Raw genomic sequence first — 20931 nt, 5'->3', positions numbered from 1 at the left:
TCCGCGGAGACCACCACGGTGTGGGACACCCCGGGGGTGTTGTCCACGAAATTGGTGATCAGCCAGTTCAGGTTCTGTGCGGCCTGGCTCATCTGGTTCAACTCAACGCTCCTGGTGATCTGCGCCGTTGCCGTCGGTCCGGCCACCGAAACTATCGAATCCGGGCTGCTGGGCACCATGGGGGAATCCGGTCTGGTTGGCCTGCTCCGCACCCGCCCGGCGGCCCTGCTGGATGCCGCGGCGCAGGTTGGTCAGCCGGCCGCGCACCTCCTCGGGGGCCCGGGAGACCTGGGGACCGGCCAGCGGGGAGGACTCGGCGGTGCCGGAGACCAGGTTGGCCTGCGGGGTCCGCCGGGGGAGGCCGGACATCGTGACACCGCTGGTCGAGGGCTCCCGGATCTGCTCCGCGCGGCGCCAGCGCTCGTCGTTGGCCGACGGGCGCCACGGGGCCTCACCGGCGCCCGGCTGCGGCGGCTGCTGGCCCTGGGGGGCCTGCTGAGCCTGCTGCTGGGCCTGCTGCTGGGGCTGCTGGGCCTGGGGCTCCTGCCGGAACTCCGGCGCCGACGTGCCGGGGCGGCGCGGCTGGTACGGCCGCGGCCGGGTCTCCTGCGCGGCCCACGGCTGCTGCTCGGCGCCGCCCTCGGACGGGCCGGTCGGCAGCGCCATCGGCTCCTGGCGGACGGGCTCCGGCCGGACGGGCTCCGGGCGCGCCGGGTTCGGCACGTCCGGCAGCACCGGCTCGACCAAGCCGAGGCCCAGCGGGTCGCGCGGGTCGATCTGACTGGCCTCGAAGCGCGGCCGGGCGAGCTGCTGGGTGCTCTCGACCGGCGCCGGCTCGGCCGGCGGAAGCTGCGGCTGCGGGCCCTGCTGCTGCTGCGGCGGCAGCTGCGGCTGGCGGTCGCGCTGCGGCGCGTCCGGGCCGGGGCGCTGCGGGCGGCGCGGACCCTGCGGACCCTGCGGACCCTGCGGGCCCTGGCTGCCGGGACCCTGCGGACCCTGCGGGCCGGGGCGGCCCGGCTGGCGGCGCTGCGGCAGGCCTTCCTGCGGGCGGTTGCCCGGGCGGTCGCCCGGCCGCGGCGCACCGGGCGCACCCGGGCGGCCGTGCTGCGGCTGCTCGCCGGTCCGCGGACCGCCGTTCAGGTCGCCACCGGGGCGCGGACGCTGCTGGCCGGGGCGGCCGGGCGCGGCCTGCGGTCCACCGGGCTGACCGGCACCGGGCTGCTGGCCGCGGCGGGGCAGGCCGGGGCCGCCCTGCTGCGGGCCCTGGCGGCCCGGGCCGCGCTGCGGCAGACCGCCCTGGGCGGACTGCTGCGGCTGCGGGGCCTGCTGCGGCTGCTTGCCCTGCGGGGGCGGGTTCTCGCGGAGCGACTTGCCGACCTGACGGGTGGGCAGGCCGCCGGGCGCGCCCGGCGCGGCGGGGCCACCGGGGCCACCGGGCGCCGCCGGCGCGGCCGGACCGCCCTGGCCGAGCTGCGGACGGCCCTGCGGGGCACCGCCGGCCGGGCCCTGGCCGAGCGCGGCCGGGCCGCTCTGGGCGGCCGGCACCTGGCGCTGCTGGCGCGGCGTCGGGGCGACCCCGCGCTGCTGCTTGGCCTGTGCCGGGCCGGGGCGGCCGGAGCCGCGGCGGTCGGCGGAGTTGGTGACGTCCACCGGGAGCATGACGAGCGCGGTGGTGCCGCCGGAGTCGCTGGGGCGCAGCTGGATGCGGATGCCGTGTCGCAGGGACAGGCGGCCGACCACGAAGAGGCCCATGCGGCGGGAGACGGAGACGTCCACCGTCGGCGGGTTGGCGAGGCGCTCGTTGATCTCGGCGAGGTCGTCGGGGCTCAGGCCGATGCCGGTGTCGTGGATCTCGACCAGCACGCGGCCGTCGGGCAGCGCGTGGCCGGTGACCCGGACGCGGGTCTGCGGGCTGGAGAACGAGGTGGCGTTCTCCAGCAGCTCGGCGAGCAGGTGGACGAGGTCGTTGACGACGCGGCCGGCGACCTCGGCCGACGGCACCGTGGCGAGCTCGATGCGCTCGTACTGCTCCACCTCGGACGCGGCGGCGCGGAGCACGTCGACCAGCGGGACGGGGCGGGTCCAGCGGCGGCCCGGGTCCTCGCCCGCGAGGACGAGGAGGTTTTCGCCGTTGCGGCGCATGCGGGTCGCGAGGTGGTCGAGCTTGAAGAGGTTGGCCAGCTGGTCCGGGTCCGCCTCGCGGCTCTCCAGCTCGGAGATGAGCGACAGCTGGCGCTGGATGAGGCCCTGGCTGCGGCGCGAGAGGTTGGTGAACATCGCGTTGATGTTGCCGCGCAGGAGGGCCTGCTCGGCGGCGAGGCGGACGGCCTCGCTGTGCACCATGTCGAACGCGTGGGCCACGTGGCCGATCTCGTCCGTGGAGTCGATGGCGACGGGTTCGACGGTGACGTCGACGTCGTGCGGGTCGGTCTCGGAGAGCGTCTTGACCAGCTCGGGCAGCCGCCGCTCGGCGACGTCCTCGGCCGCGGCCTGGAGGCGGGTCAGCGAGCGCACCATCGAGCGGGCGATCAGACCGGCGCCACCGAGGGCGACGAGCAGCACGAGGGCGACGGCGCCGGCGATGATCAAGGCGTCGGTGTCGGCCTGGGACTGGAGGTCCTGGGCCTTACCGTCCAGGTTCTCCAGGAGCTTGGACTCGATCCGCTGCTCGGCCTTGATCTTGGCGGTGGCCTTCTCGTACCAGTCCTTGTAGGTGACCGGGTCGGTCTGGTGGATACCGCTCTGCTGCAGGATCGAGCGCGAGTAGCGGTCGGCGTCGGCGACCACGTTGTTGTAGCTCAGCTGGCCGCGCAGGTTGTCCAGGTCGTGCGCGGTGTAGATGTTGTTGAACGTCGTGAGCGCGTTGTCGTAGGTCGTGCGCAGGCGGATACCGAAGGACTCGTCGCTCAGGCTGAGGTCGGGGCCCTTGGGGTTGGCGAGCGCGGCGCTGATCAGGGCGCGCTGCTGCGAGGTCGCGTCCTTGGCCAGCGAGAACTGCTGGAGCGCGCGGGTCGCGACGACCAGGTCCTTGTTGTTCGACGCGAGCGCGATGTCCTGGGAGATGGACAGCAGGTCGCGGATGATCACGTCGTACGCGGTGATCGTCGACTGGATGTTCTGGTTGTTCTGGTACGGCGTGTTGCGCGCGTCCGAGATCGAGTTCAGGTCCTTGCGGATCTGGAACAACAGCGCCTTGCCGCCGGAGAGATCGAGGTTCTCGAACTTGTCCGAGGAGGTGGTGAAGGTGCGGCTCAGGTCGTCGGTGGACTTGCGCGCGGCGACGATGTCGTCGTCCAGCGGGTCGTTCGGCCGGTTGGTGATCGGGCCGGCGCTGATGTCGCGCTCGGTCTGCAGCGCGTCCGCCAGGTTGGTCGCCTTCTTGGCCAGGTCGGACAGGTTGGCCATCTGGGCGAGCTGCTGCGAGGCCTGCATCGAGGTCTGGATGCGCAGGCCACCGAGGACCAGCGAGACCAGGACGGGGAGCGCGAGCAGCGCGATCAGTCGGGTCCGGATGCGCCAGTTGCGCATCGCGAGCCGGCTCAGACCGGTGGCGCGGCGCCTGGTGAGGGACTTGCGGAGCTTGTCGCGGGCGGACTTCCGGTCCTGACCGTCCTGCTCCGGGCGGCCGGGGCCCTCGGGCGTCGTCGGCTCGGCCGGGCCGCCGGGGGCCGCCGCCTGTTGGGGGGCTGCCACAGGCTCGCGCGACTCCGGGTTCCCCGCGGCGCCGCTACCCCTTTTGAAACGTCCCTGCACTGGCGTCGCAACCTCTGGACCGGGCGTCCCGCCGCGTCGCCACGGCCTGGACGGTGTCGAGTTTCCATCCGCACCCCGGCCGGTCCGGGAGAGCGGGCACCGGGGTGGACTGCTCCCTACCCACGGTCCGTGGCATTCCAGCACAGCCGGGGAATCCCAACAAGGGCCGCCGGGAACCGTCGGCCACTGCTACCGACCGCGTGCGCGGTTTCACTGACTGTGCGGTAACCGGACCGGAATACCGCCTTTTTCGGACACTCGTCGGATACATGCCAACGCGACCCTAGATCGAAAAGAGTCGCAGACCTGCTGGAATGCCCGACATGGGCGTTTTGCCGGGAAATCCCGTTCCGGCGATATGTCGGATATCGGTGCTTTGTTCGCCCATTTGTGAGCAAAGTCACAGGCGAATGTGTAGCTTTGGTCACGGTCCCTGTGGAATGAGATCTCGTAACCTGGCTGCATCCGGAGCACGGCCCCGATCAGCCTGCCCAGAATCCCTCCGAATCAATCGGACTCACTCAGGCCGGTGCCGCCGTGTCGCGGCGCGCCCGGCCGCGAACACGAGGTGCTGACTCGATGTCCCAGGCGAAGAAGGCCACCAAGTCCACGCTGTCCTGCCGCTCCACGGCGAACCCGCGCCGGACCACGCTGGCCTCGGTCGAGGACTTCAGCAAGATCCCCGGCGCCCGCAAGCCCGAGGACGCCGCCATCTACTCGACCGACCTGCCGGCCAGCACCGCGAACCCGCGCCGCACCAAGCTGATGGTCGCCCCCGTGATCGTTCCGCAGGACTGACCGCACCACCGCGCCGAGGGCGCCGCCGCCGTCGAACCGGCCGCGGCGCCCTTCGCGTTCGCGTGCCGGGCCGGTTCGACCCCAACCGTGCTGAACAGGGGCAAAGCGGCCGGGGGAGGGCCCACGCGATAGCCTGGACGACGATTGACGGGGCCGCGCCCACGGAGGGCGAGGCGCCCACCAGCGCCCGGGGGCGCCCCGGGCGGCCGACGAAGCGAGGGGTAGCCCAGCCGTGCGCATTGCGAGGTTTTCCGTCCGGGAAGGGAGCCCTGCCGCCGGCAGCGTCTCCTTCGGCGTCGTGGAGGGGGACCCGGCCCGGCCCGAGTCGCTGGTCGTCCACGCCCTGGCCGGCCACCCGTTCGGCCAGCCGCAACCCACCGGCGAGAGCTACCGCTTCCAGGACGTCCGGCTGCTCAGCCCGATGCTCCCCAACAAGATCGTGGCGGTCGGCCGCAACTACGCGGCCCACGCGGCGGAGATGGGCGGCGGCGTCCCGGACGTCCCGCTGACCTTCTTCAAGCCGTCCACCTCGGTGATCGGCCCGACCGAGAACATCGCCTACCCGCCGTTCTCCTCGGACGTCCACCACGAGGCCGAACTCGCCGTGGTGATCGGCCGGATGTGCCGCGAGGTCCCGCTGGACCGGGTGCCCGAGGTGGTCCTCGGCTACACCTGCGCCAACGACGTGACCGCCCGCGACGTCCAGCAGCGCGAGGGCCAGTGGGCCCGGGCCAAGGGCTTCGACACCGCCTGCCCGCTGGGCCCCTGGATCGAGACCGACCTCGACCCGGGCGACCTCGCCATCACCTGCACGGTCAACGGCGAGCTCCGCCAGACCGGGCGCACCTCCCAGATGGTCCGCTCGGTCGCCGAGTTGATCGTCCACATCTCCGAGGCCATGACGCTGCTGCCCGGCGACGTCATCCTCACCGGCACACCCGCTGGGGTGGGCCCCGTCAACGTCGGCGACGAGGTCGCCGTCTCCATCGAAGGCATCGGCACTCTCACCAACAAGGTGATCAAGCGTGGCTAACACTGACCCGGCCGTCCGGGTTCGCTTCTGTCCCTCCCCGACCGGCAACCCCCACGTGGGCCTGGTCCGCACCGCCCTCTTCAACTGGGCCTACGCCCGCCACAACGGCGGCACCCTGGTCTTCCGGATCGAGGACACCGACGCGGCCCGGGACTCCGAGGAGTCGTACGACCAGCTGCTCGACGCGATGCGCTGGCTCGGCTTCGACTGGGACGAGGGCCCGGAGGTCGGCGGCCCGCACGAGCCGTACCGCCAGTCGCAGCGGATGGACATCTACGCGGACGTCGCCCGCCGCCTGCACGAGGCCGGTCACGCCTACCACTGCTACTGCAGCACCGAGGAGCTGGACGCCCGCCGCGAGGCCGCCCGCGCGGCCGGCAAGCCCTCCGGCTACGACGGCCACTGCCGGAACCTGACGGACGACCAGATCGCCGTCTACAAGCTGGAGAAGCGCGAGCCGATCCTGCGCTTCCGGATGCCCGACAAGACCATCGCCTTCGACGACCTGGTGCGCGGCACGCTCAGCTTCGAGCCGGAGAACGTGCCGGACTACGGCATCGTCCGGGCCAACGGCGCCCCGCTGTACACCCTGGTGAACCCGGTCGACGACGCCCTCATGGAGATCACCCACGTCCTGCGCGGCGAGGACCTGCTCTCCTCCACCCCGCGCCAGATCGCGCTGTACGAGGCGCTCGCCGAGATCGGCGTCGGCAACGGCACCGTCCCGCGCTTCGGCCACCTGCCGTACGTGATGGGCGAGGGCAACAAGAAGCTCTCCAAGCGCGACCCGCAGGCCTCGCTCAACATGTACCGCGAGCGCGGCTTCATCCGCGAGGGCCTGCTCAACTACCTGTCCCTGCTGGGCTGGTCGCTGGCCGAGGACCGCGACCTGTTCGGCATGGACGAGATGGTCGCCGCCTTCGACCTCGCCAAGGTGAACTCCAACCCGGCCCGGTTCGACCTGAAGAAGTGCGAGGCGATCAACGCCGAACACGTCCGCAAGCTGGCCCCGGAGGACTTCGTCCGCCGCCTGGTGCCGTTCCTGCAGGCCCCCGGCCTGCTGCCGGCCGAGCCGACCGCCGAGCAGCTGGAACTGCTCGCCAAGGCGGCGCCGCTCACCCAGGAGCGGATGGTCGTGCTGAGCGAGATCGTCAACATGGCCGGCTTCCTGTTCGTCGACCCGGCCGACTTCGCGGTCGACCCGGACGACGCCGCCAAGGTGCTGACCGCGGACGCCCGCCCGGTGCTGGAGGCCAGCATCAAGGCGCTGGAGGAGCTCGCGGACTTCACCCCGGAGCCGATCCAGGCCGCGCTGCGCGAGGTGCTGGTGGACGGGCTGGGCATCAAGCCCAAGTTCGCCTTCACGCCGCTGCGGGTGGCCGTGACCGGCCGCCGGGTCTCGCCGCCGCTGTTCGAGTCGATGGAGCTGCTCGGCCGCCCCGAGACGCTGCGTCGCCTGCGCTCCGCCCTGGACGCCCTGCCGGCCGCCTGAACGGGCCGCTGAGCAGGCCGCGGGCCCGGCTTCGCGCCGGGCCCGCGGCGTACCCGGAGGTCATCCGCCGGCCCCCCGGCCGCTGCCTGGGGTTATCGATTTTGGAGCCAGGGCAGACGTCGGGTAATGTTCTTTCTGCGCCGCCCGGGAGGGAACGGACGAGGGAGCGAAAGCCCCCCGCCGGAGCCGACCGAGAGGCGCAACGCCTGAGAAGAGCTCGCGAGGGTTCAACTCTGGTGGGGTATGGTGTAATTGGCAGCACGACTGATTCTGGTTCAGTTAGTCTAGGTTCGAGTCCTGGTACCCCAGCGCAGTACGATGTACCGCAGGACAAATGAAGATCAAGCCCCCGTTGTGTAGCGGCCTAGCACGCTGCCCTCTCACGGCAGTAGCGCCGGTTCGAATCCGGTCGGGGGTACTGATCCCGCAAGGGATCACCTGGAAAGCCCCCGTTGTGTAGCGGCCTAGCACGCTGCCCTCTCACGGCAGTAGCGCCGGTTCGAATCCGGTCGGGGGTACTGATCCCGCAAGGGATCGCCAGGAAGCCCCCGTTGTGTAGCGGCCTAGCACGCTGCCCTCTCACGGCAGTAGCGCCGGTTCGAATCCGGTCGGGGGTACCAGAGCAGGAAGCCGGTGGGCTCGCCCATCGGCCCTTGCTTTGTGTTGGGGTATGGTGTAATTGGCAGCACGAGTGATTCTGGTTCATTTAGTCTAGGTTCGAGTCCTGGTACCCCAGCCAGAAAAGGAAGGCCCCGGTTTCCCGGGGTCTTTTTTGTTTTCCCGCGACTGCCTCACGGATTCCCGGGAGAAAAGCCCGAAGGGCCCCGCTCGGTTCGAGCGGGGCCCTTCCGTTTTCTATGTCGGGGTGTTCAGCTGCGTCGCAGGGCCTCGGTGAGCCGGTTCGCGGCCTCGATGATGGCCTGGGCGTGCAGCCGGCCCGGGTGGCGGGTCAGGCGCTCGATCGGGCCCGAGACCGAGACGGCGGCCACGACGCGGTTGGAGGGGCCGCGGACGGGCGCGGAGACGGACGCGACACCCGGCTCCCGCTCGCCGATCGACTGGGCCCAGCCACGCCGCCGGACGCCGCTCAGCGCGGTGGCGGTGAACCGGGCGCCCTGGAGGCCGCGGTGGAGCCGCTCGGGCTCCTCCCAGGCCAGCAGGACCTGGGCGGCCGAGCCGGCCTTCATCGGCAGGGTGCTGCCGACCGGGACGGTGTCCCGCAGGCCGGAGAGCCGCTCGGCGGCGGCTACGCAGATCCGCATCTCGCCCTGCCGGCGGTAGAGCTGTGCGCTCTCGCCGGTGACGTCGCGCAGGTGCGTGAGGACCGGGCCCGCGGTGGCGAGCAGCCGGTCCTCGCCCGCCGCGGCGGAGAGTTCGGAGAGACGGGGGCCGAGGATGAAGCGCCCCTGCATGTCCCTGGTGACCAGACGGTGGTGTTCGAGTGCGACGGCGAGTCTGTGGGCCGTGGGGCGCGCCAGACCGGTGGCGGCGACCAGCCCCGCCAACGTGGCGGGGCCCGACTCCAGTGCGCTCAGCACCAGAGCGGCCTTGTCGAGAACGCCGACGCCGCTAGTGTTGTCCATGCCCTAAGACTGCAGTCTCATTCCGCGAGACGCAAGTTCAATCTCTCCGGAAAAGCGCCACTCTGGATGCAGCAGCCCGGGAGACATCCAGGATGCGGCCTCGAAAGAGTGTCCGCATCGTGGACACCGATCCGGCGTGCAGGTCGCGCGAAGCGCTCCGCACCAGGGCGGCGACAGCTTTGACCTCGACGACACGAGAAGGCCGGCAACGCGGCCGGCTGGAGGGAACCCGATGGGACGGACACTCGCAGAGAAGGTCTGGGACGACCACGTCGTGCGGCGCGCGGAGGGTGAGCCCGACCTGCTCTTCATCGACCTGCACCTGCTCCACGAGGTCACCAGCCCGCAGGCCTTCGACGGCCTGCGGCTGGCCGGCCGCAAGGTCCGCCGCACCGATCTGACGATCGCCACCGAGGACCACAACACCCCGACCCTGGACATCGACAAGCCGATCGCCGACCCGGTCTCCAAGGTCCAGCTGGAGACGCTGCGCCGCAACGCCGCCGAGTTCGGCGTCCGGATCCACTCGCTGGGCGACGTCGAGCAGGGCGTCGTCCACGTCGTCGGCCCGCAGCTCGGCCTGACCCAGCCCGGCATGACCGTGGTCTGCGGCGACTCCCACACCTCCACCCACGGCGCCTTCGGTGCACTGGCGTTCGGCATCGGCACCAGCCAGGTCGAGCACGTGCTGGCCACCCAGACGCTGCCGCTCGCGCCGTTTCGCACCATGGCCGTCACCGTCGAGGGCGAACTGCCCGAGGGCGTCACCGCCAAGGACCTGATCCTCGCCGTCATCGCGAAGATCGGTACCGGCGGCGGCCAGGGCTACGTCCTGGAGTACCGCGGTTCGGCGATCCGGAGCCTGTCCATGGAGGCCCGGATGACCATCTGCAACATGTCCATCGAGGCGGGCGCCCGGGCCGGCATGATCGCCCCGGACGAGACCACGTTCGAGTACCTCAAGGGCCGCCCGCACGCGCCCGGGGGCGAGGACTGGGACGCCGCCGTCGCGTACTGGAAGACCCTGGTCACCGACGAGGACGCGGTCTTCGACCACGAGATCTTCATCGACGCGAACGAGCTGACCCCGTTCGTCACCTGGGGCACCAACCCCGGCCAGGGCGCGCCGCTGGGCTCGTCCGTCCCGCACCCCGAGGACTTCGCCGACCCGCAGGAGCGCCTCGCCGCCGAGAACGCCCTCGCGTACATGGGCCTGGAGGCCGGCACCCCGCTGCGCGAGGTCACCGTCGACGCCGTCTTCGTCGGCTCCTGCACCAACGGCCGCATCGAGGACCTGCGCGCCGCCGCCGCCGTCCTGTCCGGCCACCGGATCGCCGACGGCGTACGGATGCTGGTCGTGCCGGGCTCGGTGCGCGTGGCCCTGCAGGCCGTCGAGGAGGGCCTGGACAAGGTGTTCACCGCCGCCGGCGCCGAGTGGCGGCACGCGGGCTGCTCGATGTGCCTGGGCATGAACCCCGACCAGCTCGCCCCCGGCGAGCGCTGCGCCTCCACCTCGAACCGCAACTTCGAGGGCCGGCAGGGCAAGGGCGGCCGCACCCACCTGGTCTCCCCGCAGGTCGCCGCCGCGACCGCCGTCCTGGGCCGCCTGGCGGCCCCGTCCGACCTCACCGCCGACGCCCTCTCTTCGAACCAGCACAGCGTGGAGGCCTGAGCCATGGAGAAGTTCACCACCCACACCGGCCGGGCCGTTCCGCTGCGCCGCAGCAACGTGGACACCGACCAGATCATCCCGGCGCACTGGCTCAAGAAGGTCACCCGCTCCGGCTTCGAGGACGGGCTGTTCGAGGCCTGGCGCAAGGACGAGTCGTTCATCCTCAACCAGCCGGAGCGGCAGGGCGCCACCGTCCTGGTGGCCGGCCCCGAGTTCGGCACCGGCTCCTCGCGCGAGCACGCCGTCTGGGCGCTGCAGAACTACGGCTTCCACGCGGTCATCTCCTCGCGCTTCGCCGACATCTTCCGTGGGAATTCCCTTAAAAACGGCCTGCTGACCGTCGTCCTGCCGCAGGAGACCGTGGAGCGCCTCTGGGTGCTCACCGAGAGTGACCCGAACGCCGAGATCACGGTCGACCTGGAGGCCCGCGAGGTCCGGGCCGAGGGCGTCACCGCCCCGTTCCAGCTGGACGACAACGTGCGTTGGCGGCTGCTCAACGGGCTGGACGACATCAGCATCACGCTGCGGAACGAGGCCGACATCGCCGCGTTCGAGGCGACCCGCCCGTCCTTCAAGCCCCGTACCCAGCAGGTTGCCTGAGATCCGTTCAGAACAAGCATTCTGACGATCCGGCGGATGGTTCGCCCCCACTTCGGGGGGGCGGACCATCCGCCGTTCCGGAGCACGAGTTAGGGCCGTCGGCCCGCCCCCGATTGCCCATTTGGCTTTGCCGGAGAGGGCCCCGCGCATGCACAACTGCGGGTAGATGGCACAATCAGTGCATGCACCGGCACCATGAACCTCCGTACGCGGGTGGCGAACCCGCGCCTTCGGAGTCCACGGGCCGGGGATCCGAACGCCGAATTGACGAGCGGCCGGACGTCGCCTCCGCACCTGCTGAGGGGCCGGACGACCCGGAAGTCGCAGCGCTCTACGCGCTTGTGGCCGAGCGGTTGAAGCAAGCTCACGACCGTGTGCATGCGCTGAACGTGTCTACGGATGCAAAGACCGCTCTCACCCGTCAACTCCTCATCGTCACCGAGACCGCCAAGCGCGATCTTCCGGAGGCGGCAAGGCGGTTGAGTCGGTTTGTGCATGACCTCGACGAGGGGCGCCCGCCGCTCGGCTGAGGTCGCCGACGCGCAAATCCATTGCGACACTAGGGTGATTCGCGCGTTTGGTAATTGAAAGTCCGCAGATACATACCTAACGTGCGAAAAGAACGGATGGAATCATCCGGCGCCCGTTTCCGAAGGGGAAGACGTGAACAAGGCTCAGCTTGTCGAAGCGGTGGCCGAGCAGCTGGGCGGTCGCAAGGCTGCCGCAGAGGCCGTCGACGCAGTGCTCGACACCATGGTCCGTGCCGTTGTGGCCGGTGACCGGGTTTCGGTCACCGGTTTCGGCACCTTCGAGAAGGTGGAGCGCTCCGCGCGCTTCGCCCGCAACCCGCAGACCGGCGAGAAGGTCAAGGTCAAGAAGACCTCGGTGCCCCGCTTCCGTCCGGGCCAGGGCTTCAAGGACCTGGTCAGCGGCAGCAAGAAGCTGCCGAAGGAAGGCCCCTCGGTGAAGAAGGCCCCCAAGGGCTCCCTCACCCCGGGCAAGGCCGGCGTCGCCGCCACCCCGGCCGCCAAGCGCGCCGCCACCAAGCGTGCCGCCACCGCCGCTGCCGCCGCGCCCGCCGCCAAGAAGGCCGCCGCCAAGAAGACGGCCACCACGGCCGCCGCCAAGAAGACCACCGCGACCACCGCGGCGAAGAAGGCGGCCGCCACCAAGAAGACCACCACGGCCGCCGCGAAGAAGACCACCGCGACCGCCGCCAAGAAGGCGGCCACCACGGCCGCGGCCAAGAAGACGGCCACCACCGCCGCCGCCAAGAAGACCACCGCGGCCGCCGCCAAGAAGGCGACCGCGACCGCCAAGAAGACGGCTCCGGCGAAGAAGACCACCACCCGCAAGACCACCGCGCGCAAGACCACTGCCAAGTAGTCCCGCACAGCGTCCTCGGACGGCCTTCGAGAGAAGCCGTGGCGCACCCGTTTCCGCACCGCGCGGAGACCGGGCCGCCACGGCTCTTTCGTTCTGCGGTCCTTTGTTTGCCGGGCGCCCGGCCGGCACCGCCCTCAGGGGGCGGCTCAGGCGTCGGCGGGGTCGGGGAAGGTCTGGAGCGTCACGAAGACCACGCGGCGGGCGTCGCCGCTGCCCTCGGTACGGATGCGCACCCGCTGGCCGGGCCGCAGCAGCCGCAGGCCGCCGGCGTCGAAGGCGGCCGCGTCGAACGGCACCGGGGTCCCGTCGTCGAGCAGCACGGAGCCGGCCCGGGTGGCGGGGTCGAAGGTGAACGCGGTGGCCTGCATGCCAGCAGCATAGCGAGCGGGTCCGACAGTCCCGGGTGCCGTCTCGCGGCCGGTGCGGCGGACGTCCGTCAGGAACGGCCGATGCGGGGGAACAGGGCGCTCGTGTGGGGGCCCACGCCGAGGGCCAGGGCCTCGCCGAGGTCCGTGCCGGTGTCGACGTCCCGGCGCACCGACTCCACGTCCGCCAGGCGCAGTTCGAGCGCTCCGCCGGCCGCGTGCCGGGCCCGCGAGCCGTCCCCGAACGCCGGGGCGAGCGGGCTGCCGGGGGCGGAGGCGAGCAGGGTCGTGCCGAGGCCGGGGGAGTCCGGCAGGAAGGCCCGGCCGCGCGACGGCACCGCGCCCAGCACCCGGGCCAGTTCGGCCGGCCGCAGCGCCGGCAGGTCCGCCGAGAGCGCGGCCAGCGGCGCACCCGGGGCGAGCGCCAGCGCGGCCGACGCCCCGTGCGCCAGCGCCCGGTTGAGGCCGCCGCCGGGCTCGTCGCAGACCACCACGGCGCCGAGCGCGGCCAGCCGTTCGCCGGCCTCAGGGTCCCGGGTGACCACCAGCACGCGGGCGACCTCGGGGGTCGCGAGCGCGGCGGTGACGGTGTCGAGCGCGAACGAGAGCGCCAGGTCGGCCCGGTGCTTCCCGGCGTACGGGGCCAGCCGGGACTTGGCGAGGGCGAGCGGCTTGAGCGGCAGCACCAGCGACCAGCCGGCGGTGGGTGCGGCGGGCGCGACGGGTCCGCTGGGGCGTACGGTGTCCTGGGTCATCGGCGTCATTGTGACGTCGGCCCCGGAGCCCCCGCCAGGCCGTCCCAACTGTGCGGACGTGCGTTTGATCACGACCGCCCGGTGTGCTGGCACCGTCGCTCGACAGCCGGTGAGCGGGCGGGCGACACTGTTCCGCGCCCGCGACCCGGGCACCGGGCAGTCGGTGCGCCGGTGCCGGGAGCAAGGACCGCGGCACCCCGGGTGCCGCACGGATGAGGAGGACCTGGGGTGGCCCGCCGCTCGTACGCCAAGTTCGGCAACGCCGACTACGGCATCTGGTACCGCTTGGCGGCCGTGCTGGTCAAGCCGGTGACGACCGCGCTGGTGAAGCCCGACTGGCGGGGCTGGGAGCACCTTCCGAAAGAGGGCGGCTTCATCGCCGCGGTGAACCACAATTCGATCATCGACCCGCTGGTCTACGCGCACTGGCAGTACAACAGCGGACGTCCGCCGCGGATTCTCGGCAAGTCCTCGCTGTTCTCGATTCCCTTCATCGGATTCATGCTGCGCAAGACCGGCCAGATTCCGGTGTTCCGCGAGTCGACGGATGCCGCGCAGGCGTTCCGGGCCGCTATCGACGCCGTCAACAACGGCCAGTGCGTGCAGTTCTACCCCGAGGGCACCCTCACCCGGGACCCGGACCTGTGGCCGATGACCGGCAAGAGCGGCGTCGCCCGGGTCGCGCTGATGACCGGCGCTCCGGTCATCCCGGTCGCGCACTGGGGCGCCCACGAGATCATCCCGCCGTACGGCCGGCCCGGTTACGGGAAGGGCAAGTTCAACCTCTTCCCGCGTCACAAGGTCGTCGTCGCGGCCGGGCCCCCGGTGGACCTGAGCAGGTACGAGGGCAAGGAGCTCACCACCCAGGTGCTGGTCGACGCCACCGAGGACATCATGGCGGCGATCACCGCCGTGCTGGCCGAGGTCCGCGGTGAGCAGCCGCCCGCCGAGCGCTACGACATGCGCAAGGCCGCCCGCGAGCGGGCCGCCGCCGCGCTCGCCGAACGCCGCCGCGCCAAGGGCGGCAAGGACACCGAGGAGGCCGGCCAGTGACCCGTTGCGCCGTCATGGGGACCGGCTCCTGGGGCACCGCGTTCGCGATGGTGCTGGCCGACGCCGGCAGCGAGGTCGTGCTCTGGGCGCGCCGCCGGGAGTTGGCGGACGCCGTCAACACCACGCACGAGAACCCGGACTACCTCCCGGGCGTGCGCCTGCCGGACTCCGTCCGGGCCACCACCGACCCCGCCGAGGCGCTGGCCGGCGCCGACTTCGCCGTCCTGGTGGTGCCCTCGCAGACGCTGCGCGACAACCTGGCCGCCTGGGCGCCGCTGATCGAGCCGCAGACCGTCCTGGTCAGCCTGATGAAGGGCATCGAACTCGGCACCGCGAAGCGGATGAGCGAGGTCATCGACGAGGTCGCCAAGGTCGGCCCGGAGCGGGTCGCGGTCGTCAGCGGGCCCAACCTGGCCAGGGAGATCGCCAATCGGCAGCCCGCCGCCAGCGTCGTGGCCTGCACCGACGAGGCGGTCGCCAGGCGGCTCCAGGCGGCCTGCCACACGCCGTACTTCCGCCCGTACACCAACACCGACGTGGTGGGCTGCGAACTCGGCGGCGCGGTCAAGAACGTGATCGGTCTCGCGGTCGGCATGGCCGCGGGCATGGGGCTCGGCGACAACACCAAGGCGACGCTGATCACCCGCGGGCTGGCCGAGACCACCCGGCTCGGCGAGGCGCTCGGCGCCGACCCGCACACGTTCGCGGGGCTCGCCGGGATGGGCGACCTCGTCGCCACCTGCTCCTCGCCGCTGTCGCGCAACAACACCTTCGGCATGAACCTGGGCCGGGGCATGTCCCTCGCCGAGACGATCGCGGCCACCCGGCAGACCGCCGAGGGCGTCAAGTCCTGCGAGTCGGTGCTCGACCTCGCGCGGCGCAACGGCGTCGACATGCCGATCGTCGAGGCCGTCGTGGACGTCGTGCACAACGGCCGGCCCACCCAGGAGGCGCTCCAGGCGCTCATGTCCCGGTCCGCGAAGGCGGAACGGCGCTGACGGCGCTGGGGGCGCCGGGGGCGGGACGGCCGGGCGGCTGACTTTCCCGAAACACGTCGCACTGTAGTCTCAAACGCGATATGAGCATCGAACAGTCCTCCCCGAACCCGTCCGCCCCGAAGCCCCGCGTCGCGCTGGTCTTCGGCGGGCGCAGCTCCGAGCACGCCATCTCGGTCTCCACCGCGGGCAGCGTGCTCAGGGCGATCGACCGCGACAAGTACGACGTGCTGCCGATCGGCATCACGCACGAGGGCCGCTGGGCGCTGACCAGCGACGAGCCGGCCCGCATGGCCATCACCGACGGCAGGCTGCCGGACGTGGCACACGTCGCCGAGTCCGTCGACGGGCAGGTCGCGCTGCCGGTCTCCCCGGGCAGCCGCGAGGTGGTCCTCAGCGAGCCGGGGAGCACCCCCAAGGCGCTCGGCGAGGTCGACGTGGTGTTCCCGCTGCTGCACGGCCCCTGGGGCGAGGACGGCACCCTGCAGGGCCTGCTGGAGCTCTCCGGGGTCCCGTACGTGGGCAACGGCGTGTTCGCCAGCGCGGCCGGCATGGACAAGGAGTTCGCCAAGCGGATCCTCGCCTCGCACGGCCTGAACGTCGGCCGCTACACCGTCGTGCGCCAGCGCGACTGGGAGACCGAGCAGGGCCGTGCGGCCGTGCGCGAGCGGGTGGCCGAGCTCGGCCTGCCGCTCTTCGTCAAGCCCTGCCGGGCCGGCTCCAGCATCGGCATCACCAAGGTCAAGGACCTGGCCGAGCTGGACGCCGCGATCGAGGAGGCCCGACGGCACGACCCCAAGCTGATCATCGAGGCCGGCGTGACCGGCCGCGAGATCGAGTGCGGCGTGCTGGAGTTCGAGGACGGCCCGCGGGCCAGCGTGCCCGGCGAGATCATGGTCGGCGGCGACTACGAGTTCTACGACTTCGAGGCCAAGTACATCGACTCCTCCGACGTGCAGATCCCGGCGCGGCTGTCGGCCGAGGAGACCGCAGAGATCCGGCGCCAGGCGGTGGCCGCGTTCGAGGCCTTCGGCTGCGAGGGCCTCGCCCGGGTGGACTTCTTCCTGCTGGAGGACGGCACCTGGATGATCAACGAGATCAACACCATGCCCGGCTTCACGCCGATCTCGGCCTACCCGAAGATGTGGGAGGCCACCGGGGTCGCGTACCCGGAACTCATCGACCGGCTGCTCCAGGCGGCGCTGCGGCGCTCGACCGGGCTGCGGTAGTCGCGCGGGAACGACCGAGGGCGGGCCAGGAGCTTCCCGGCCCGCCCTCGCTCGTTCCGGTCAGCTCGGGATGGTCGCCTTGACGGCCTCGGTGACCGAGGCGGCCGGGTCGAAGGGGTTCGCCGAGACACCGGCGGGGACGGTCACCTCGACGTAGGCGGCCCGCATGGTCGTCACGAAGCGGTAGCCGCCGTCGGTGAGCTTCTGCGACCACCACGTGACCTCGTCGAGGCTCGGGGACCAGTCCCCGGCGTGCTCGCCGTTGAGCTCGTCCGGGCGGTCGATGCCGCAGCGCAGCACCGTCCGGGGCGAGGTGCCCCAGGCGGCCACGTACGGCGAGGCGGGCGACGGGTCCTTGCGGGCGTGCCCGAGCAACTCCTGCGGCAGCGCGGCGGCGAGCGCCTGGCAGTAGCCCGCCGCCTTGCCGGTCGGCGTCGGCACCTCGATGTCCGCCGGCCCGCTCCAACTGCTGAGCAGCACCACGACGGTGCAGGTCAGCGCGACGGGTGCGGCGAGCCAGCGGACCGGCGCGGGCAGGGCCGCGAGGGCGCGGGGGACACGGAGTTCTCTGGTCACCGGCCGATGGTAGCCGGGCCTTACAGATGGACCACGGGACAGGTGAGGGTGCGGGTGATGCCCTCGACCTTCTGGACCTGCGCCACGACCATGCGGCCGAGGTCGTCCACGGTCCCGGCCTCGGCCCGCACGATCACGTCGTACGGACCGGTGACGTCCTCGGCGGTGAGCACGCCGGGGATCTTGGAGATCGTCTCGGCCACGGCGGTGGCCTTGCCGACCTCGGTCTGGATCAGGATGTACGCCTGTACCACGGGGGCCTCCCGGCGGCCGGTTATCGGGGGTCGCCGCCGTGATCGCCCGGTCGGACGTCGGGTGGGGAGCGGGCTCACCGGCAGTCTGATCACCACGCTACCGCGCGGTGGGCCGGGGAGGGGAGACCTCTGCACCCCGGGAGGGCGTACGCTGCGCGCGGGGGAGCGACGGGGATCGGATCCGGGTGGAAACGCGACCGGATGGAAACGCGAGAGGACGGCAGATGCAGGGGACCGTGGGCGAGCTCGGCGAGTTCGGCCTCATCAGGGAGCTGACCGCCCGGGTACCGCTCACCGACGCGGTCGACCTCGGCCCGGGTGACGACGCGGCGGTGGTGAAGGCCCCGGACGGCCGCGTGGTGGCCACCACGGACGTCCTGATCGAGAACCGCCACTTCCGCCGGGACTGGTCCACCGCCTACGACGTCGGCCGCAAGGCCGCCGCCCAGAACCTCGCCGACGTGGCCGCGATGGGCGCGGTGCCGACCGCGATACTGCTCGGCCTGGTCGCCCCCGCCGACCTGCCCACCACGTGGGCCACCGAGCTGATGGACGGGCTGCGCGACGAGTGTCAGGTGGCCGGCGCGACCGTGGTCGGCGGCGACGTGGTGCGCGGCGACACCGTCACGCTGGCCATCACGGCGCTCGGGGACCTCCAGGGGCGTGCGGCCGTGACGCGAGCCGGTGCGCAGGTGGGCGACGTGGTCGCGGTGACCGGCTGGCTGGGCTGGTCCGCCGCCGGACTGACGGTGCTCCAGCGCGGGTTCCGCTCGCCGCGCGCCTTCGTCGAGGCGCACCGCCGCCCCGAGCCGCCGTACCACGCGGGCCCGGCCGCGGCCGAGTTGGGCGCGACCTCGATGATCGACGTGAGCGACGGGCTGGTCGCCGACCTCGGTCACGTGGCCCGGGCCAGCGACGTGGACATCGACCTGAAGGCCGCGGACTTCGACGTCCCGGCGCAGATGGCCGACATCGGGCAGGCCGTCGGCGTGGACCCGTTGGTCTGGGTGCTGTCCGGCGGCGAGGACCACGCGATCGTGGCCACCTTCCCGCGCGGGGTCCAACTCCCGGCCCGCTGGCGAGTGGTGGGCGAGGTGACCGGCCGGCCGCGGGGCACCCGCGGCGGCCGGGTGACGGTCGACGGCGCGCCCTGGGACCGGGTCGGCGGCTGGGACCACTTCGCCGAGTGACGTACGCGGTACGGATGATGGCGCTCGGACACGGGTACGGCATGTCACGCTCCCGTGTGCGGCGGACGGGCTTCGCGGGGAGGTTCTGCGTAGGCTTGCGCGGGATCGAACCCGCCCGCCCTTCGGCGCGGGTGGTCTGGACCACTGCGAGCGGGAGAACGCACCAACCATGCGCATCGGTGTTCTGACCAGCGGCGGCGACTGCCCCGGCCTCAACGCGGTGATCCGCTCCGTGGTGCACCGGGGCACCGATGTGCACGGCGACGAGATCGTCGGGATCCTGGACGGCTTCCTCGGCCTGATCGAGGGCCGCACCCGTCCGGTCTCGCACGACGACGTCACCGGTCTGCTCACCCTCGGCGGGACCATCCTCGGCTCGGCCCGGGTGCGGCGCGAGCGGATCGCCTGGGCGGTGGAGAACGCGCGGACGCTGGCCCGGGACATCGGCATCGACGCGCTGATCGCGATCGGCGGTGAGGGCACACTGACCGCCGCCAAGCTGTTCAGCGACGCCGGACTGCCGGTGGTCGGGGTGCCGAAGACGATCGACAACGACATCGAGGCGACCGACGTCACCTTCGGCTTCGACACCGCGGTGCACGTCGCGACCGAGGCGATCGACCGGCTGAAGACCACCGCCGAGTCCCACCAGCGCGTCATGGTGGTCGAGTTGATGGGCCGGCACACCGGCTGGATCACGCTCACCGCGGGCATGGCCGGCGGTGCGCACGGCATCCTGATCCCGGAGAAGCCGTTCGACATCGAGGCCGTGGCCAGGATGGTCGAGGACCGCTTCGCGCGCGGCAAGAAGTTCGCCATCATCGCCGTCGCCGAGGGCGCCGCCCCGACGCCCGGCACGATGCGCTTCGACCACGGCGACGTCGACCAGTTCGGGCACCGGACCTTCGGCGGGATCGGCAACCGGCTCGCCAACGAACTGGAGGGCCTGCTCGGCAAGGAGGCCCGCCCGGTCATCCTCGGCCACACCCAGCGCGGCGGCACCCCGACCGCGCGGGACCGGGTGCTCGCGACCCGGTTCGGGTGGCACGCGGTGGAGGCCGTCCACCGGGGCGCGTTCGGGCACTTCACCGCGCTGCGCGGGAACGCCATCGAGCTGCGGCCGGTCGCGGACGCGGTGACCCGGCTGAAGACGGTGCCGGAGGACCGCTGGGCGGAGTCGGAGGCCGTGCTCTGAGCTGCCGCGGGTAGGTTGGGGTCATGGCCCACCCGTCACCCACCACCGCCCTCGGCCGACGTGCTTCCCGCGGCCCCTCCCCTGCTCCTCCCCGCGTGCTCACGATCGCCGGCTCCGACTCCGGCGGCGGCGCCGGCATCCAGGCCGACCTCAAGGCCATGCTCGCCCTCGGCGTCCACGGCATGAGCGTGATCACCGCCGTCACCGCGCAGAACTCGCTCGGCGTCCAGGGCTACTGGGAACTGCCCGCCGAGGCCGTCCGGGCCCAGTTCCGCAGCGTGGTCGACGACATCGGCGTGCAGGCCGTGAAGACCGGGATGCTCGCGTCGATCGAGCTCGTCGAGACCGTCTCCGACCTGCTGTCCGGGGTGGACGCCCCGGTGGTCGTCGACCCGGTCGGCGTCTCGAAGCACGGGGACGCGCTGCTCGCCGCCGAGGCGGTCGCGACCGTCCGCGAGAAGCTGCTGCCGGTGGCCACGCTGGCCACGCCCAACCTGCACGAGGTGACGCAGCTCACCGGCCGCACCGTCGAGGACGAGGGGCAGATGCTGGACGCCGCCAAGGCGCTGCTCGACCTCGGGCCGCGCTGGGTGCTGGTCAAGGGCGGGCACCTGGCGGGCGAGGCCGCCGACCTGCTGTACGGCGGGCCGGGGGAGGAGCACTGGTACCGGGCGCCGCGCTACGACAACCGGCACACCCACGGCACCGGCTGCACGCTGGCCAGCTCGATCGCCGCCGGGCTCGCCAAGGGCGAGTCGCTGCCGGAGGCGGTCGGCTCGGCCAAGGAGTACGTCACCGGCGCGATCGCGGGCGGCTTCGCGCTCGGCGCCGGGATCGGCCCGGTCGACCACGCCTGGCGCTGGCGCTGAACGCGGTGGTGGGGGGGGGGGCGCGCGGCGCCCCCCCCCCCCCCCCCCGGGGGGGGGCCCGCCCCGGGAGCCAAACAGACGTTTAAAACTTAAATATATAAAAAGGAGAATTCGGGCATCGAGACAGCGCGAT

19 protein-coding genes, 5 tRNA genes and 1 pseudogene are annotated in these 20931 nt (G+C 72.1%); 18 read left to right on the top strand and 7 right to left on the bottom strand.

What is annotated here, in order from left to right:
• Positions 1–92: pseudogene (locus ACWCXH_RS37650) on the bottom strand (roadblock/LC7 domain-containing protein); the annotation flags it as partial.
• A gap of 10 nt (positions 93–102) precedes the next feature.
• Complete coding sequence (locus tag ACWCXH_RS37645; RefSeq protein WP_449806005.1) at positions 103–3693, bottom strand: nitrate- and nitrite sensing domain-containing protein; 3591 nt, start codon at positions 3691–3693, stop codon at positions 103–105.
• Positions 3694–4332: 639 nt separating this feature from the next.
• Between ACWCXH_RS37645 and ACWCXH_RS37640 the strand changes: the two genes are divergently transcribed.
• From ACWCXH_RS37640 to ACWCXH_RS37605, 8 genes are all read left to right on the top strand, one after another.
• Positions 4333–4551 (top strand): hypothetical protein, encoded by a 219-nt coding sequence (locus ACWCXH_RS37640; protein ID WP_449806004.1) that lies wholly within the window; start codon positions 4333–4335, stop codon positions 4549–4551.
• A gap of 232 nt (positions 4552–4783) precedes the next feature.
• On the top strand, positions 4784–5584 hold the full coding sequence (locus ACWCXH_RS37635; protein WP_449806003.1) for a fumarylacetoacetate hydrolase family protein: 801 nt from the start codon (positions 4784–4786) through the stop codon (positions 5582–5584).
• A complete protein-coding gene (gene gltX / locus ACWCXH_RS37630; RefSeq protein ID WP_449806002.1) occupies positions 5577–7076 on the top strand; it encodes a glutamate--tRNA ligase in 1500 nt (499 codons plus the stop codon). Before ACWCXH_RS37635 ends, gltX begins: the two co-directional genes overlap by 8 nt.
• A gap of 237 nt (positions 7077–7313) precedes the next feature.
• Positions 7314–7385, top strand: a tRNA-Gln gene (locus ACWCXH_RS37625).
• 36 nt (positions 7386–7421) lie between these two features.
• Positions 7422–7494, top strand: a tRNA-Glu gene (locus tag ACWCXH_RS37620).
• A gap of 27 nt (positions 7495–7521) precedes the next feature.
• Positions 7522–7594: transfer RNA gene (locus ACWCXH_RS37615), tRNA-Glu, on the top strand.
• A gap of 26 nt (positions 7595–7620) precedes the next feature.
• Positions 7621–7696: transfer RNA gene (locus ACWCXH_RS37610), tRNA-Glu, on the top strand.
• Positions 7697–7740: 44 nt separating this feature from the next.
• Positions 7741–7815, top strand: a tRNA-Gln gene (locus tag ACWCXH_RS37605).
• A gap of 130 nt (positions 7816–7945) precedes the next feature.
• On the opposite strand, the gene ACWCXH_RS37600 is transcribed toward ACWCXH_RS37605, so the two are convergent.
• The gene (locus ACWCXH_RS37600) at positions 7946–8659 is read right to left on the bottom strand and encodes an IclR family transcriptional regulator (protein ID WP_030246527.1); all 714 of its coding nucleotides are present in this window, start codon (positions 8657–8659) and stop codon (positions 7946–7948) included.
• A 232-nt stretch (positions 8660–8891) separates the two neighbouring features.
• On the opposite strand from ACWCXH_RS37600, the gene leuC reads away from it, so the two are divergent.
• The 4 genes from leuC to ACWCXH_RS37580 all read left to right on the top strand — a co-directional run bounded on the left by leuC (position 8892) and on the right by ACWCXH_RS37580 (position 12317).
• Positions 8892–10331 (top strand): 3-isopropylmalate dehydratase large subunit, encoded by a 1440-nt coding sequence (gene leuC, locus ACWCXH_RS37595; RefSeq protein ID WP_449806001.1) that lies wholly within the window; start codon positions 8892–8894, stop codon positions 10329–10331.
• A 3-nt stretch (positions 10332–10334) separates the two neighbouring features.
• Entirely contained in the window at positions 10335–10931 is a 597-nt protein-coding gene (leuD, locus tag ACWCXH_RS37590) for a 3-isopropylmalate dehydratase small subunit (protein ID WP_449806000.1), read from the top strand.
• Between the two features lie 182 nt (positions 10932–11113).
• Positions 11114–11461 (top strand): SCO5555 family protein, encoded by a 348-nt coding sequence (locus ACWCXH_RS37585; RefSeq protein ID WP_443077584.1) that lies wholly within the window; start codon positions 11114–11116, stop codon positions 11459–11461.
• 133 nt (positions 11462–11594) lie between these two features.
• On the top strand, positions 11595–12317 hold the full coding sequence (locus ACWCXH_RS37580; RefSeq protein ID WP_449805999.1) for an HU family DNA-binding protein: 723 nt from the start codon (positions 11595–11597) through the stop codon (positions 12315–12317).
• Between the two features lie 146 nt (positions 12318–12463).
• Here ACWCXH_RS37580 and ACWCXH_RS37575 read toward each other — a convergent pair whose 3' ends face one another.
• Together ACWCXH_RS37575 and cofC are read right to left on the bottom strand one after the other, a co-directional pair.
• Positions 12464–12685: a hypothetical protein gene (locus ACWCXH_RS37575; RefSeq protein ID WP_449805998.1), complete on the bottom strand. Its 222-nt coding sequence runs from the start codon at positions 12683–12685 to the stop codon at positions 12464–12466.
• 68 nt (positions 12686–12753) lie between these two features.
• Positions 12754–13437, bottom strand: a complete 684-nt coding sequence (gene cofC, locus ACWCXH_RS37570) for a 2-phospho-L-lactate guanylyltransferase (RefSeq protein ID WP_449805997.1) — start codon at positions 13435–13437, stop codon at positions 12754–12756.
• Positions 13438–13665: 228 nt separating this feature from the next.
• On the opposite strand from cofC, the gene ACWCXH_RS37565 reads away from it, so the two are divergent.
• From ACWCXH_RS37565 to ACWCXH_RS37555, 3 genes are all read left to right on the top strand, one after another.
• Positions 13666–14490 carry a lysophospholipid acyltransferase family protein gene (locus tag ACWCXH_RS37565; RefSeq protein WP_449805996.1) on the top strand — a complete coding sequence of 275 codons (825 nt, stop codon included), beginning with the start codon at positions 13666–13668 and terminating at the stop codon, positions 14488–14490.
• Positions 14491–14504: 14 nt separating this feature from the next.
• On the top strand, positions 14505–15488 hold the full coding sequence (locus ACWCXH_RS37560; protein WP_449806006.1) for an NAD(P)H-dependent glycerol-3-phosphate dehydrogenase: 984 nt from the start codon (positions 14505–14507) through the stop codon (positions 15486–15488).
• An 80-nt stretch (positions 15489–15568) separates the two neighbouring features.
• The gene (locus ACWCXH_RS37555; RefSeq protein WP_449805995.1) at positions 15569–16714 is read left to right on the top strand and encodes a D-alanine--D-alanine ligase family protein; all 1146 of its coding nucleotides are present in this window, start codon (positions 15569–15571) and stop codon (positions 16712–16714) included.
• Between the two features lie 60 nt (positions 16715–16774).
• On the opposite strand, the gene ACWCXH_RS37550 is transcribed toward ACWCXH_RS37555, so the two are convergent.
• On the bottom strand, positions 16775–17290 hold the full coding sequence (locus ACWCXH_RS37550) for a DUF3515 domain-containing protein (RefSeq protein ID WP_449805994.1): 516 nt from the start codon (positions 17288–17290) through the stop codon (positions 16775–16777).
• Positions 17291–17310: 20 nt separating this feature from the next.
• On the bottom strand, positions 17311–17544 hold the full coding sequence (locus ACWCXH_RS37545; protein WP_449805993.1) for an Lrp/AsnC family transcriptional regulator: 234 nt from the start codon (positions 17542–17544) through the stop codon (positions 17311–17313).
• Between the two features lie 224 nt (positions 17545–17768).
• Between ACWCXH_RS37545 and ACWCXH_RS37540 the strand changes: the two genes are divergently transcribed.
• From ACWCXH_RS37540 to thiD, 3 genes are all read left to right on the top strand, one after another.
• Complete coding sequence (locus ACWCXH_RS37540; RefSeq protein ID WP_449805992.1) at positions 17769–18734, top strand: thiamine-phosphate kinase; 966 nt, start codon at positions 17769–17771, stop codon at positions 18732–18734.
• Positions 18735–18903: 169 nt separating this feature from the next.
• Complete coding sequence (locus tag ACWCXH_RS37535; RefSeq protein WP_449805991.1) at positions 18904–19929, top strand: ATP-dependent 6-phosphofructokinase; 1026 nt, start codon at positions 18904–18906, stop codon at positions 19927–19929.
• A 23-nt stretch (positions 19930–19952) separates the two neighbouring features.
• Positions 19953–20798, top strand: coding sequence for a bifunctional hydroxymethylpyrimidine kinase/phosphomethylpyrimidine kinase (thiD, locus tag ACWCXH_RS37530; RefSeq protein WP_449805990.1), 846 nt, complete (start codon positions 19953–19955; stop codon positions 20796–20798).
• Positions 20799–20931: the final 133 nt, after the last annotated feature.

This window comes from Kitasatospora sp. NPDC001660, assembly GCF_053596725.1.
Note: the sequence above shows the minus strand (reverse complement) of the source record. Positions and strands in the feature narration are given on the sequence as shown.